13 protein-coding genes are annotated in these 12,310 nt (G+C 71.9%); 3 read left to right on the forward strand and 10 right to left on the reverse strand.

The window, feature by feature from the left end:
* Nucleotides 1-66: 66 nt before the first annotated feature.
* Nucleotides 67-672, forward strand: a complete 606-nt coding sequence (locus tag ACIQOU_RS24120) for a hypothetical protein (protein ID WP_401538873.1) — start codon at nucleotides 67-69, stop codon at nucleotides 670-672.
* 224 nt (nucleotides 673-896) lie between these two features.
* Here the strand turns inward: ACIQOU_RS24120 and soxR are convergent, their stop codons facing one another.
* Nucleotides 897-1,394, reverse strand: a complete 498-nt coding sequence (gene soxR / locus ACIQOU_RS24125) for a redox-sensitive transcriptional activator SoxR (RefSeq protein WP_401538874.1) — start codon at nucleotides 1,392-1,394, stop codon at nucleotides 897-899.
* Nucleotides 1,395-1,524: 130 nt separating this feature from the next.
* Between soxR and ACIQOU_RS24130 the strand changes: the two genes are divergently transcribed.
* Nucleotides 1,525-1,986 (forward strand): MaoC family dehydratase, encoded by a 462-nt coding sequence (locus tag ACIQOU_RS24130; protein ID WP_401538875.1) that lies wholly within the window; start codon nucleotides 1,525-1,527, stop codon nucleotides 1,984-1,986.
* Between the two features lie 72 nt (nucleotides 1,987-2,058).
* Here the strand turns inward: ACIQOU_RS24130 and ACIQOU_RS24135 are convergent, their stop codons facing one another.
* The 3 genes from ACIQOU_RS24135 to ACIQOU_RS24145 all read right to left on the reverse strand — a co-directional run bounded on the left by ACIQOU_RS24135 (nucleotide 2,059) and on the right by ACIQOU_RS24145 (nucleotide 4,223).
* The gene (locus ACIQOU_RS24135) at nucleotides 2,059-2,685 is read right to left on the reverse strand and encodes a TetR/AcrR family transcriptional regulator (RefSeq protein ID WP_401538876.1); all 627 of its coding nucleotides are present in this window, start codon (nucleotides 2,683-2,685) and stop codon (nucleotides 2,059-2,061) included.
* 80 nt (nucleotides 2,686-2,765) lie between these two features.
* A complete protein-coding gene (locus tag ACIQOU_RS24140) occupies nucleotides 2,766-3,011 on the reverse strand; it encodes a YiaA/YiaB family inner membrane protein (protein WP_401538877.1) in 246 nt (81 codons plus the stop codon).
* A gap of 60 nt (nucleotides 3,012-3,071) precedes the next feature.
* Nucleotides 3,072-4,223, reverse strand: coding sequence for an acyl-CoA dehydrogenase family protein (locus ACIQOU_RS24145; protein ID WP_401538878.1), 1,152 nt, complete (start codon nucleotides 4,221-4,223; stop codon nucleotides 3,072-3,074).
* Nucleotides 4,224-4,296: 73 nt separating this feature from the next.
* Between ACIQOU_RS24145 and ACIQOU_RS24150 the strand changes: the two genes are divergently transcribed.
* A complete protein-coding gene (locus ACIQOU_RS24150) occupies nucleotides 4,297-4,938 on the forward strand; it encodes a TetR/AcrR family transcriptional regulator (protein WP_401538879.1) in 642 nt (213 codons plus the stop codon).
* 84 nt (nucleotides 4,939-5,022) lie between these two features.
* On the opposite strand, the gene ACIQOU_RS24155 is transcribed toward ACIQOU_RS24150, so the two are convergent.
* The 6 genes from ACIQOU_RS24155 to ACIQOU_RS24180 all read right to left on the reverse strand — a co-directional run bounded on the left by ACIQOU_RS24155 (nucleotide 5,023) and on the right by ACIQOU_RS24180 (nucleotide 12,256).
* Complete coding sequence (locus ACIQOU_RS24155) at nucleotides 5,023-6,105, reverse strand: Zn-dependent alcohol dehydrogenase (RefSeq protein ID WP_401538880.1); 1,083 nt, start codon at nucleotides 6,103-6,105, stop codon at nucleotides 5,023-5,025.
* A 10-nt stretch (nucleotides 6,106-6,115) separates the two neighbouring features.
* A complete protein-coding gene (locus ACIQOU_RS24160; protein WP_401538881.1) occupies nucleotides 6,116-7,501 on the reverse strand; it encodes an aldehyde dehydrogenase family protein in 1,386 nt (461 codons plus the stop codon).
* Between the two features lie 438 nt (nucleotides 7,502-7,939).
* Nucleotides 7,940-9,169: an MFS transporter gene (locus tag ACIQOU_RS24165; RefSeq protein WP_401538882.1), complete on the reverse strand. Its 1,230-nt coding sequence runs from the start codon at nucleotides 9,167-9,169 to the stop codon at nucleotides 7,940-7,942.
* Nucleotides 9,170-9,191: 22 nt separating this feature from the next.
* Nucleotides 9,192-10,658, reverse strand: a complete 1,467-nt coding sequence (locus tag ACIQOU_RS24170) for a CitMHS family transporter (RefSeq protein WP_401538883.1) — start codon at nucleotides 10,656-10,658, stop codon at nucleotides 9,192-9,194.
* A gap of 123 nt (nucleotides 10,659-10,781) precedes the next feature.
* Nucleotides 10,782-11,468 (reverse strand): TetR family transcriptional regulator, encoded by a 687-nt coding sequence (locus ACIQOU_RS24175; RefSeq protein WP_401538884.1) that lies wholly within the window; start codon nucleotides 11,466-11,468, stop codon nucleotides 10,782-10,784.
* Nucleotides 11,465-12,256 (reverse strand): hypothetical protein, encoded by a 792-nt coding sequence (locus ACIQOU_RS24180; RefSeq protein WP_401538885.1) that lies wholly within the window; start codon nucleotides 12,254-12,256, stop codon nucleotides 11,465-11,467. Before ACIQOU_RS24180 ends, ACIQOU_RS24175 begins: the two co-directional genes overlap by 4 nt.
* Nucleotides 12,257-12,310: the final 54 nt, after the last annotated feature.

The raw sequence follows: 12,310 nt of genomic DNA on the forward strand, positions 1-12,310 counted from the left end.
CGACGTCCGTACGGAGACGCCGAAGTGACCGAAGTACAGGTGCAGGTGTGACGGAGGTGCAGGGCGATGGCCGGTTTCCGGAGTCTGGCGAGACAGGTCCGAGATCCACGGAGCGATCTGGCACTGCGGCGCTACTCGCTGCGCAAATGCCTGGAGCGATTCGCTCCCTACGGACACAGGGCGACCTGGGACCACTTGTGCTCCCGGGCCGGGTTCGGTCCCGAGGACCGTTCCCCCGACCCGGTGCGGCTCGTGGCCGCACTGGCGGAACTGGAAGAGGCGCGTTCGGTCTGGCTGGCCTATGAGGCCGAGTTCGCCGAGCGGCGCAAGAAGGAGAAGCACGATGGGCTGCGCAGGCCGGGCACGGTGGATGACTGGCACCGGCTGACCTGGGGCGGGTTCGGGGTCGCGTGGTGCGATGACCCGCGGGTTCATCCCCGTGAACCGCTGGGTGAGGTGTTGCGGCGGCTCATCTCCGCGCTTGAGCGGGCGCCGGGGGCGGGGTGTCCGGTGTGCGGTGGGGCGCGGTTGATCTGGAAGTACGACCTGGACCATGAGCCTTCGGCGGGGCCGGTCTGTGCTCGGTGCGGGATTCTTGTGCCGCGGCCTGTGCTGACGGCTGAGGCGTTGGCCGAGGCTCGGCGCGACAGGCTGTTGGTCTCAGTGGCCTGAGTGGCCTGAGTGGGTGGGGGTGCGCTGGGGATGCCGCGCCCCCTTTTTTGGCCGACGCCACTTGCCACCCCTGCGGGGTTGGCCGGGCGCCCACGAGAGTGGCGGGACAGGTTGTCGGGCGGGTGCCGCGCCGTCGTGGCTGGTCGCGCAGTTCCCCGCGCCCCTTAAAAAACGCCGGCGTTGCTGTGGCCCTACCTCTACAAGAACCCCTCGCCTCCCTTGAGTTACTTGCCGTTCCCGGGGTTGAGTCTGGGGTTGGGGGTGGGTTTGTGGGGGACCAGGAGGCGGGAGCCGGAGCTTTTTTGGCCGAAGGCGTCGTCGGGGTTGGAGAGGACGCAGGTGTCCAGGGAGAGGCAGCCGCAGCCGATGCAGTCGGTGAGATGGTCCCGCAGCCGGTTGAGCTGGCTGATGCGCTCGTCCAGCTCGGAACGCCACGCCTGCGACAGCCGCGCCCAGTCCTCACGGGTCGGGGTGCGCTCCTCGGGGAGTTCGGCGAGGGCCTCGCGGATCGTGGCCAGCGGTATGCCGACGCGTTGAGCGGCCCGCACGAACGCCACCCGGCGCAGCGCGTCACGGTGGTAGCGGCGCTGGTTGCCCGAGGTACGGCGGCTGCTGATCAGGCCCTTGGCCTCGTAGAAGTGCAGGGCGGAGACGGCGACGCCGCTGCGCGCGGCGAGCTGGCCGACCGTGAGTTCGTGGATCTTCTCGGGAATCTGGGGCACTTCTCGACCCTACCGAGCCGGCCGCGCCGATGGTCCGTTGACATCGGAATCCCGTCCGACCATGCTAAGCAGTTGCTTAGAGATAGCCGCGCGGGCGGACGCCCGGGCGCGTGAGCCGGGAGGCCGGGAGATGGCAGAGCCGAGGACGTTCGCGTCCGCCGAGGAACTCAAGGCGGCGGTGGGCGAGCAGCTGGGGTACACCGACTGGGTGGAGATCGACCAGAAGCGGATCGACCTGTTCGCCGAGGCGACCGGCGACCACCAGTGGATTCACGTGGACCCGGAGAAGGCGGCCGCCGGGCCGTTCGGGACGACCATCGCGCACGGCTATCTGACGCTGTCCCTGCTGCCCCTGTTCGGGCCCCAGCTGCTGGACGTCGAGGGCGTGAAGATGGGCGTCAACTACGGCACCAACAAGGTCCGTTTCCCCGCCCCGGTGCCGGTCGGCTCGCGGCTGCGCGCGACGGCGCGGATCAACGACGTCGCGGACGTGACCGGCGGCGTCCAGGTCACCGTCGGCTTCAGCGTGGAGCGTGAGGGCGGCGACAAGCCGGTGTGCGTGGCGGAGTCGGTGTCCCGCTACTACCTCTAGGCCCGCCGCTCAACTCCGTTGCGCAGGGCGCCGTTTCGCCTCCGGGGTCGTCCAACGGCCCCTGGGGGCGGCCTACTCGGCGGCGCCGACCATCCGCAGGACGAGGTCCGCGTAGAGCGCGCCGACCTCGTCCGGGGTGCGGGGGCCCTCGACGTTGAACCAACGGGCCACGTCGATGCAGAGGGAGAGGATCGCGAGGGTGGTGCCGTGCACGTCCGGGACGTCGAACTCCCCGGCGGCGACGCCGTCCTCGACGATGCCGCGGACCTCGGCGTCGACCTGTCGGCGCAGGCCGAGGATCTCGGCGCGGGCGTCGGGGCCGAGCGCGTCGAGTTCGTACTGCACGACCCGGGCCGTGGTGCGTCGGCCCGCGTGCCAGCGGACGAAGGAACCGACGGCCTCCGCGAGCCGCTCCGTCGGGGTGCCCTCGGCGCGGGCGGCGGTGCGCAGGATGTCCAGCGCCTTGTCGTGGCCGAGCCGGCTGATGCGGTGGAGCAACTCTTCCTTGGTCTTGTAGTGGATGTAGAGCGCGGCCGGGCTCATGCCCGCGCGGCCCGCGATGTCACGGGTCGTGGTGGCGTGGTAGCCCCGCTCGGCGAACGCCTCCACGGCCGCGACGAGCAGACGCCGGGCCGCGTCGGGGGTGACCTGCTCCCACGGCTCGACCTCGCCGCCGGTCGTCTCCTGCGCGGTACTCATCGCTCGCCTGCCCCTCTCGCCGACATCGGCCCCACCCTACCGCCGAAGGTGAGCGCCCGCTTAGTCCACCCACCAGGGGTTCAGGGCTTGTCGAAGCGGCCGTAGGGGTGGTCGGTGGCGTCCTGGCGGTCGCGGACCACCTTGGCGAGGGTGAAGGCGGAGGTGACCAGGTACAGGACGGCGATGGAGAGGAAGGCCCGCACCCACGCGTCGGCCTCCAGCTTGAAGATGCCGACGGCGGTCGCGGCCATGGCGACGGCGAAGGACGCGACGGCCTGGCCGTGGAAGGCGGCCGTGTTCTGCTGCTTGCCCGGCGTGTCACTCATACGGGACAGCATCGGCGCACCCGGCACCGGCCGTATCCGCCGACCTACTCAGGTCGCTACTCAGAACGCCGAAACGCCGGTCAGGGCACGGCCGATGAGCAGTTTCTGGATCTGGCTGGTGCCCTCGTAGAGGGTCATCACGCGGGCGTCGCGCAGCAGCTTGCCGACCGGATACTCGTCGATGTAGCCGTAGCCGCCGAAGACCTGGAGGGCGTTGCTGGCGGCCCGCACCGCCGCCTCCGACGCGAACAGCTTGGCCTTGGACGACTCGACGGCGAACGGCTCGCCCCGGTCGATCAGATCCGCGACCCGCCAGGTCAGCAGCCGGGCCGCGTCCACGTCGACGGCGATGTCGCTGAGCAGCTCCTGCACCAGTTGGTGGCGGGCGATGGGCTTGCCGAACTGCTCGCGCTCGCCCGCGTAGCGCACGGCCGCGTCCAGGGCGGCCCGGGCGATCCCGACGCAGCCCGCGGCGACCGACATCCGCCCCTTGGCCAGCGCCGACATGGCGACCGAGAACCCTTTCCCCTCCGTGCCGAGCAGCGCGTCGGCCGGGACGCGTACGTCCTCGAAGGCCAGTTCGGCGGTGGCCTGGCCGCGCAGGCCGAGCTTGCCGTGGATCGGGCGGCGGGCGAGGCCGGGGGCGTCGGCGGGGACCAGGAAGGCGGAGACGCCCTGGTGGCCGGGGGCGTCGGTGGAGCGCGCGAAGAGCAGGACGACATCGGCCCAGGTGCCGTTGGTGATGAACGTCTTGGTGCCGTTGATCACGTAGGTGTCGCCGTCGCGTACCGCCCGGGTGGTGAGGTTGCCCGCGTCGGAGCCGGTGCCTGGCTCGGTGAGGCCGAAGCAGCCGACCAGGTCACCGGAGGTGAGCCCCGGCAGCCAGCGCCGTTTCTGCTCCGCGTCGCCCCACCCGGCGATCGTCTTGGCGACCAGGCCGAGGGAGACGGAGACGATGCCGCGCACCGACGAGTCGCCGCGCCCCAACTCCTCGGTGACCAGGCAGTACGCGAGGTGGTCGCCGCCCGAGCCGCCGTACTCCTCGGCGACGGTGAGGCCCAGGAAGCCGACCTCGCCGAGCTTCTTGACGAGCGAACGGTCTACGGCCTCGGCGCGGTCCCAGGCGACGACGTGCGGGGCGATCTCGCGGTCCACGAAGTCGCGGGCGAGCTGCCGGACGGCGGTCTGCTCCGCGTCGAGTTCCAGGTTCATGCCGGTCACCCCACCGAGACGTCACTTTTAATTAGCAGTGCTAGTTTCTGGTCGCAGCCCTACTATGTACGCCATGGCCCGACCGCGCAAGCCCCTGCTCAGCACCGACCGCATCGTCGGGGCGGCCCGGATGCTGGTGGACGCGGAAGGCCTCGCGGCCCTCTCCACCCGCCGCCTCGCCGCCGAGCTGGGCGTCAGCGGGCCGTCCCTCTACAACCACTTCCGCACCAAGGACGAGATCCTGGAGGCGGTCGCCGACTCGGTGAGCGCGCAGGTCGATCTGTCGATGTTCGAGGACGGCCGGGCGTGGCGGACCGCGCTGCACGACTGGGCGGTCTCCTACCGGGCGGCGCTGCGCGACCACCCGAACATCGTGCCGGTCCTTGCCCGGGGCCCCGGCCGCCGCCCGGCCGGACTGCGGCTCGCCGACGCGGTGTACGGGGCGATGGTCGACGCGGGCTGGCCCCCTGCGCAGGCCACCTCGATCGGCGCGCTGATGCGGTACTTCATCATGGGCTCGGCGCTGGGCTCGTTCGCCGGGGGCTTCGTCGACGACGCCGACGCCTACGACCCCGCCGACTACCCCCACCTCGGTCAGGCCCATCTCCTCGCCGACCAGCAGGAGAAGATCGACGAACGGGCCTTCACGACCGGCCTGACCGCCCTGCTCGACGGCCTGACCGAGCAGTACACCCGGGTGGCCCGCACGTCTTAGGAGGCGTGGGGGGCTTGAACGTCCTTCCGCGCGGCCGGTCGAACGTCCTGCTGCGCGGCCGGAGTTGACTCGGTCCCGGTGTGGTCAGAAGGTGACCAGAGCCCGGGCGCCCTTGCCCGCGAGCATGGCCTCGAAAGCCGCCGGGATGCCGTCCAGGGCGATCCGTTCCGTCACCAGCGTGCCCAGGTCGAGGCGTCCGGCGCGGACGTGGTCGGCGAGGACGGGCAGGTCGCGGGCGGGGTCGGCGTTGCCGTAGACGCAACCCGCCAAGGTGCGGGCCCAGTGGAAGAGTTCCAGGGCGTTGAAGGTGATCTGCTGGTCCTTGCCGCCGATGCCGACGACCGTGGTGCGGCCGCCGCGCCGGGTGGAGTCCCAGGCGGCGCGGATGGTGGCGGCCCGGCCGACGCACTCGATCGCCACGTCGACGCCCTGCTTGCCGGTGCGGGCGCGCAGGTCGCGGGCGGTGGTGTCGGAGGCGAGCAGATAGTCGGTGGCCCCGGCCGCGCGCGCCAACTCCTCCTTCTCCGGGGAGACATCGACGGCGACGAGCTGTCCGGCGCCCGCGATGCGCGCCGCCTGGAGCGCCGCGAGCCCCACTCCCCCGACGCCGAGGACGGCCACCGACTCGCCCGCGCGGACCCGGGCCGCGTGGACGACGGCGCCGTAGCCGGTGAGGACGGCGCAGCCGAGGAGGGCCGCGTCGGTGAGGGGGATGCCGGCGGGCAACGGCAGTACGCAGCGGGCGGCGACGATGGTCTCCTCGGCGAACGCGGCGACGTTCAGACCGGGGTGCAGGTCGGTGCCGTCGGAGGTGCGGTGGGCGTAGACGTCGGCGGCGCCGTCCAGGGCGTGGGCGCAGAGCCAGACCTCGCCGAGCGAGCAGGCGTGACAACGGCCGCAGGACGGCGCCCAGTTGAGGACGACCTGATCACCGGGGGCGATTCCGGTGACGTCCGGGCCGACGGCGACGACGGTGCCGGCGCCCTCGTGACCGAGGACCGCGGGGACCGGGACGCGCAGGGTGCCGTTGGAGAGGGAGAGGTCGGAGTGGCAGACCCCGGCGGCGGCGAGGCGGACGCGGACCTGGCCGGGGCCGGGCTGCGGCAGGTCGATCTCGGTGATCTCCAGCGGGGCGCCGACGGCGGGCAGGACGGCCGCACGAACCATGGGAACGCTCCTAGAACTGGAGGGACTTGGTCTGGAGGAACTCCCCGAGGCCGTGCGTGCCGAGTTCCCGGCCCACCCCGGAGTGCTTGTAACCGCCGAACGGGGCAACGGGGTTGAAGCGGCCGCCGTTGATGTCGACCTGCCCGGTCTCCATGCGGCGGGCGAAGGCGACGGCCTCGGCCTCCTCGCCCCAGACCGCGCCGGCGAGGCCGTAGACGGTGCCGTTGGCGATGCGCAGGGCGTCCTCCTCGTCCTCGTAGCGCAGGATCGACAGGACCGGGCCGAAGATCTCCTCCCGCGCGATCACCATGTCGGGTGTGACGTCCGCGAAGACCGTCGGGCTGACGAAGTAGCCCTGCGGGCGCGGGGGTTGGGTGCCGCCCGCGACCAGGCGGGCGCCCTCGGCGATGCCCTTGTCGATGTAACTCAGCACCCGTGCCCGCTGTTTGGCGTTGACCAGCGGGCCGATCCGGTCGCCGTACTTCGCCGCGGCGGTCGCGGCGAGGGCGACGGCCTCCTCGTACCGGTCGCTGTGCACCAGCATCCGGGTCCACGCGCTGCACGTCTGACCGGAGTTGGACATCACGTTGGCGACGCCGACGTTGACGGCGCGGGCCAGGTCGGCGCTGGGCAGGATGACGTTGGCGGACTTGCCGCCGAGTTCCAGGGCGACCTTCTTCAGGGCGGCGCCCGCGGTCGCGCCGATCTGACGGCCGACGGCCGTGGAGCCGGTGAACGACACGAGGTCGACGCCGGGGTGCTCGGCGAGGGCCTGCCCGGCGACCGGGCCGAGGCCGGTGACGAGGTTGAAGACGCCCGCCGGGACGCCCGCCTCGTGGACCGCCTCCGCGAAGAGTTGGGCGGTGAGCGGGGTGTCCTCGGCCGGCTTGAGCACGACGGCGCAGCCCGCGGCGAGGGCGGGGGCGACCTTGGCGACGATCTGGTGCAGGGGGTAGTTCCAGGGCGTGATCGCGCCGACCACGCCGATCGGCTCCAGGTGGACGGTCGAGGTGCCGGCCTTCTCCTCGAAGGGGTGGGTGGCGGCGAGTTCGGCGTAGGAGGCGGCCACGGCGATGGGCAGGGAGGCGTGCACGGCCTGGGAGAACGGGAGGGGGGAGCCGAGTTCCGCGGTGACCGTCTCGGCGATCTCGTCCTTGCGGGCGGTGAGGATGTCGTGGAGTGCGGTGAGGTGTGCTGCGCGGGCGGTGGGTGGGGTGGTGGACCAGGCGGGGAGGGCTGTGCGGGCGGCCCTGACCGCTGCGTCGATGTCGGCGGGGGTGGCTGCGGGGACGTGGCCGATGCGTTGCTCGTCGGTCGGGTTGATGACCTCGATCAGGGCATCGCCCTCTGCTGGGCGCCAGGCGCCGTTGAGGTACAGGTCGGGGTGTGGCTTCATCGTGCGGCCTCCGTGAATCGTCCTCCGGGTCAAACTAGCGGCGATAGTTTTGGCACGCCAGGTGTGGGGGTGGGGGGCGGCGGTTTTTGCGCAGTTCCCCGCGCCCCTGGCCTGACAGGTCGTGGGGCGGGTGCGGGTCCGTGGGGGTTCTCGCGCAGTTCCCCGCGCCCCTGGGGGGCTGAGGTACGTGGACGCGTGCCGGGCCGTGGGGGTTCTCGCGCCGTTCCCCGCGCCCCTGGGGGGGCTGAGGTGCGTGGACCCGCGCCGGGCCGTGGGGGTTCTCGCGCCGTTCCCCGCGCCCCTGGGGGGGGGCTGAGGTGCGTGGGCGCGTGCGGGTCCGTGGGGGTTCTCGCGCCGTTCCCCGCGCCCCTGGGGGGGCTGAGGTGCGTGGGCGCGTGATGGGCCGTGGGGTGTTTGCGCCGTTCCCCGCGCCCCTGGCTAGGGGGTTTTTGTGCTGTTTCCTGCTTGCCTTTGGGGGGCTGGGGCTGGGGTGGGTGGGGTGGGGGAATGGGGGGTGCGTAGGGCTGTGGTGGCTGAGAGGAGTAGGAGGGCTGACAGCATGACGAAGGGGGCCGCCACGCCCGCTACTCCGGCCACCAGGCCCGCCGTCGCCGGGGCGGCCACCTGGCCGAGGCGGTTGCCGGTCAGGCGGAGGGCCAGGGCCGTGGAACGGGCGCCGTCGGGGGCCGCCTGCACCACCGTCGTCATGGAGAGCGGCTGGCCGACGCCCAGGCAGAAACCGAGGGCCGCCAGCATCAGGCCCAGCGCCCACACCGGGGCCGGGACGGCGACCCCCGCGCACAGCACCGCCGCCAGGAAGCAGGTCACCGTCAGCAGGGTCGGCCGGCCGAGCAGCCGCAGCAACGGCGTGAGCACCAGGCGGCAGGCGATCGTGGCGCCCGCGCGGAGGCTGAGCAGGATGCCGACCACCGCCGGTGCGATGCCCCGGTGCTCGCCGACCACCGGCAGGTAGGCGGTCAGGATGTCCGTGGCGGACAGCACCGAGAGGCTGATGAGCATGCCCGCCGGGACACCCCGGGCGCCCAGGATGCGGCCGACCGGCACCCGGTCGCCCGGCGCGGGACGGGACGTCAGGGCCGTTCGGTCCTCGATGCGCCACAGCGAGGTGAACGCGGCGGCCGCGCCCGCACCCGCCACCAGCAGGGCCGTCGCACTGGTCGCGGCCATGTCGTGGCCGCCGATCAGCGCGCCCGCGGCGATCGGGCCGACGAGTTGGCCGAGGGAGGCGCCGATGGTGAAGTGGCCGAAGTTGCGGTCCTGTTCGTGCGGCGCGGACTGGCGGGCCACCAACGACTGGGAGCCGATGACGAAGCAGAGGTGGCCGAGGCCCATGACCCCGCTCCACACGGCCATCGTGACCAGGGAGTCGGCGAGGCCGCTGAGCGCGCAGCCGCCGGATATCAGGACCACGCCGACCGGCAGCAGCGGCGCGCAGCGGCCGTGGTCGGTGCGGCGGCCGAGCGGGACGGCCAGGAAGAGCGGAAGCAGGGCGTAGACGGCGGTGATGACACCGATCGCGCGTTCGTCCGCGCCCAGCCCGAGGGCCCGGTAGGAGACGGCGGGCCGGGCCATCGACACCGCCCCCTGCGCGAACCCGAAGGCGATGACGAGGCGGAGCAGCCAGCCGCGGTTCCCACCGGACACCATGACGAAGTCCTCCTACGGGTGGTCAGATGATTCCGAACAGAATCCCTGCCCCGAGCACCACGAGCGATGTCAGGATCGCCCACTTGACCACGAACCGGGTGTGGTCACCGAACTCCACCTTCGCCATGCCGACCAGGACATAGACGGCGGGGACCAGCGGGCTCGACATGTGCAGGGGCTGGCCGACGAGGGAGGCGCGGGCGATCTCCAGCGGCGAGACCCCGTGGGCGGCACCGGCCTCGGCGAGCACCGGGACGATGCCGAAGTAGAAACCGTCGTTCGACATGAAGTAGGTCAGCGGGATGCTCAGGACGCCGGTGACGAAGGCCATGTGCGGGCCCATGCCGTCGGGGATGTTGCCGACCAGCCACTTGGCCATGTGGTCGACCATGCCGGTGCCCTGGAGGACGCCGGTGAAGACGGCGGCGGCGAAGACCATGCCGGAGACGTTCAGGACGTTCTCGGCGTGGGCGCCGAGGCGGGCCTTCTGGTCGGGCATGTGGGGGAAGTTGACGGTGAGGGCGGTCGCGGCGCCGAGCAGGAACAGCACCGGTATCGGCAGCAGCTCCATGATCATGGCGGTCAGCAGGACGACCGTGAGCAGCGCGTTGAACCAGTACAGCTTGGGGCGCAGGGTGGCGCGGTGCGGGTCGAGGCCCTGGAAGTCGTCGTCGTCATCCTCGTCGGCGTCGGCGGACTTCTTGGCGGGCTCCTCGGGGAGGTCCGCGTCGGTGCCGGAACCCGAACCGCCCAGGGACGCCGGGGTGGTGCCGGTACCGGAGCCGTTGCCCGCCTCGGTCTCCGCACCGGCGCCGACCAGCACCGTCTCGGTCGCGGTCGCCTTCTCGTCGATCAGCACCTCGTCCAGCGTCAGCACGCCGAGCCGTGTGCGCTCACGGCGGCCGAGGACGTAGGAGAGGGCGATCACGAAGACCATGCCCATGGCGAGCGCCGGGATCATCGGGACGAAGATCTCGCTCGCGTCCAGCTTGAGGGCGGTGGCGGCGCGGGCGGTCGGGCCGCCCCACGGCAGGGTGTTCATCACGCCGTTGGCCATCGCGGCGACGCCGGTCATCACGACCAGGGACATCTTCAGGCGCTTGTACAGCGGGTACATCGCCGAGACCGTGATCATGAAGGTGGTCGAGCCGTCACCGTCGAGGGAGACGATCGCGGCGAGGACCGCGGTGCCCACGACGATCCGGAGCGGGTCCGCCTTGCAGAACTTGAGGATGCCGCGCACGATCGGGTCGAAGAGCCCGACGTCGATCATGACTCCGAAATAGACGATCGCGAACATCAGCATGGCCGCGGTGGGCGCGAGGCTGGTGACGCCGTCGATGACGTAGTCGCCCAGGTGGGCACCCTTGCCGACGAAGACGCAGAACAGCGCCGGGATCAGCACGAGCGCCGCGATGGGCGACATCTTCTTCAGCATGATCAGGACCAGGAAGGTCGCGATCATGGTGAAGCCGAGGATGGTCAGCATGAGTGGATACCTAACGTTCGCCTTTGAACATCCCACCTGGGACCGGCGGTGGGATGACGTTAGGTCCGTTCAAATGGCGTTAACAAGACGTTGACATGCGAGCAATAAGCGCAGAACTCCAGGTCAGTCCAGTACGCGGCCCAGATACGCCCGCAGCATCTCCCGGGTCTCCGCTATGACCCGTTCGTCCCCGTCGGGGTCCAGCCGGAAGGCGAGGTGGACCAGGGTGTCGGCGGTCTCGACGGCGATCAGGAAGGTGCGGCGCAGATCGTCGTCCGGCGCCCGGTCGAGGTGGCCGGAGAGCAGCTCGGCGAGGCGGTCGGCGACGCGGTGGTTGGGTTCGGCGTGACGGGAGCCGACGGGTATCTGGTTGCCGAAGTCGACGAGGGAGAAGCCGGGCGCGGTGCGCTTCATGGTCAGGTACTCGTCGAGCACGGCGTCCATGGCGGCACGCCAGCCACCCTCGCCGGGACGGGCGGAATCCCCGACGGCTCCGGGGACCTCAACGCCCCCGGTGCTCCCAGCGCCGCCGGTGCCGGTGTGCCGCAGCCGGTCGGCGACCCGCTCGGTGAAGCGTTCCAGGTTGCGCTGGGCGAGCGCGTCCGCCATCTGCCGCTTGTTGCCGAAGAAGCGGTACACCGAGCCGATGGGGACGCCGGCCCGCTGGGCGACGGCCCGGGTGCTCAGGTCGTCGTAGCCGACCTCGTCGAGGAGGTCGGCGCAGGCGTCGAGGATGCGGGTGAGGCGTTCGGCGCTGCGCCGCTGCACGGGCGCGCGACGCAGGGGGGTCGCGTGGGGCACGGGCATCATGATGCCTTTCCGGCAGGAGCGGGTGAACCTCGTCCCCCGGTACGGACCTCGGCACCCGGCGGTTCGCCCGCGCTGCCCGGTCGGCCGAACACGGCCGGGCCGACGGCACCTTGCGGCGTGACGTCGGTGTCGGGGGCGGTGGCTTCGGTGTCGGGGGCGGCGGCACCCGGGGCGGTGGCCTCGGCGCCGGATGCCGTGATGTCGGTGTCGAGGGCAGCGTCCTCCCCGTCGGACCCCGTGGCCTCCGTGCCGGATGCCGTGATGTCGGCGGTGCTCTCGATCGGTTCGCCCGCCGCCGCCCACACCGTGCTGTCGTCCGCGTAGAGGCGGGCGGTGACGTGGTGGGTGCCGCGGGGGACGAGGCGGGCCGGTATCCGGTAGGCGGTCTCGCGCAGCCGGGTGACGAGGCGGTCGTCGACGTAGAGGAGGACGAAGCCCCGGCCGGACACCGCTGTCGCTTTGGGACCGGCGGGCGAGAGCCGGAAGTGCCGGAGTGTGAGCCGGACGTTCCAGGAGTCGTCGGCGTCCGGCTGGACCTCGATGCCGACCTCGGGCGCCCCCTCCTCGGGGACCTCCCGGTAGTGCCGTCCCTCCTTGTCGGTCCCGTCGAGCACCTTGCCCGCCGGCGAGGGCGAGACCGCGCTCCCGCCGCCACCCCGGCCGCCGTTGCCCCCGTTGCTCCCACCGCCACCGCTGCCCCCGCCGTCGCCGGAGGAGCAGCCCGCGATCCCGGCCAACAGCAGGACGCAGGCCGCGACTACGGCGAGGGGCCCCCGCATCCACGACATGGTCGGAGCGTAGAACACCGGCCTTCGCGGGCGAATCCCTCTGAGGTCTGGTTC

It is taken from the genome of Streptomyces sp. NPDC091279 (genome assembly GCF_044757465.1).
In the GTDB taxonomy this organism is placed as follows: domain Bacteria; phylum Actinomycetota; class Actinomycetes; order Streptomycetales; family Streptomycetaceae; genus Streptomyces.

Coding starts and splice junctions, on each gene's coding strand:
- ACIQOU_RS24165 (WP_401538882.1), bottom strand. CDS start 9,169: ATGGTGTCCGGTGGGAACCGCGGCTGGCTGCTCCGCCTCGTCATCGCC.
- ACIQOU_RS24145 (WP_401538878.1), bottom strand. CDS start 4,223: ATGAACCTGGAACTCGACGCGGAGCAGACCGCCGTCCGGCAGCTCGCC.
- ACIQOU_RS24155 (WP_401538880.1), bottom strand. CDS start 6,105: ATGGTTCGTGCGGCCGTCCTGCCCGCCGTCGGCGCCCCGCTGGAGATC.
- ACIQOU_RS24135 (WP_401538876.1), bottom strand. CDS start 2,685: ATGAGTACCGCGCAGGAGACGACCGGCGGCGAGGTCGAGCCGTGGGAG.
- ACIQOU_RS24150 (WP_401538879.1), top strand. CDS start 4,297: ATGGCCCGACCGCGCAAGCCCCTGCTCAGCACCGACCGCATCGTCGGG.
- ACIQOU_RS24175 (WP_401538884.1), bottom strand. CDS start 11,468: ATGATGCCCGTGCCCCACGCGACCCCCCTGCGTCGCGCGCCCGTGCAG.
- ACIQOU_RS24130 (WP_401538875.1), top strand. CDS start 1,525: ATGGCAGAGCCGAGGACGTTCGCGTCCGCCGAGGAACTCAAGGCGGCG.
- ACIQOU_RS24120 (WP_401538873.1), top strand. CDS start 67: ATGGCCGGTTTCCGGAGTCTGGCGAGACAGGTCCGAGATCCACGGAGC.
- ACIQOU_RS24170 (WP_401538883.1), bottom strand. CDS start 10,658: ATGCTGACCATCCTCGGCTTCACCATGATCGCGACCTTCCTGGTCCTG.
- ACIQOU_RS24140 (WP_401538877.1), bottom strand. CDS start 3,011: ATGAGTGACACGCCGGGCAAGCAGCAGAACACGGCCGCCTTCCACGGC.
- ACIQOU_RS24160 (WP_401538881.1), bottom strand. CDS start 7,501: ATGAAGCCACACCCCGACCTGTACCTCAACGGCGCCTGGCGCCCAGCA.
- ACIQOU_RS24180 (WP_401538885.1), bottom strand. CDS start 12,256: ATGTCGTGGATGCGGGGGCCCCTCGCCGTAGTCGCGGCCTGCGTCCTG.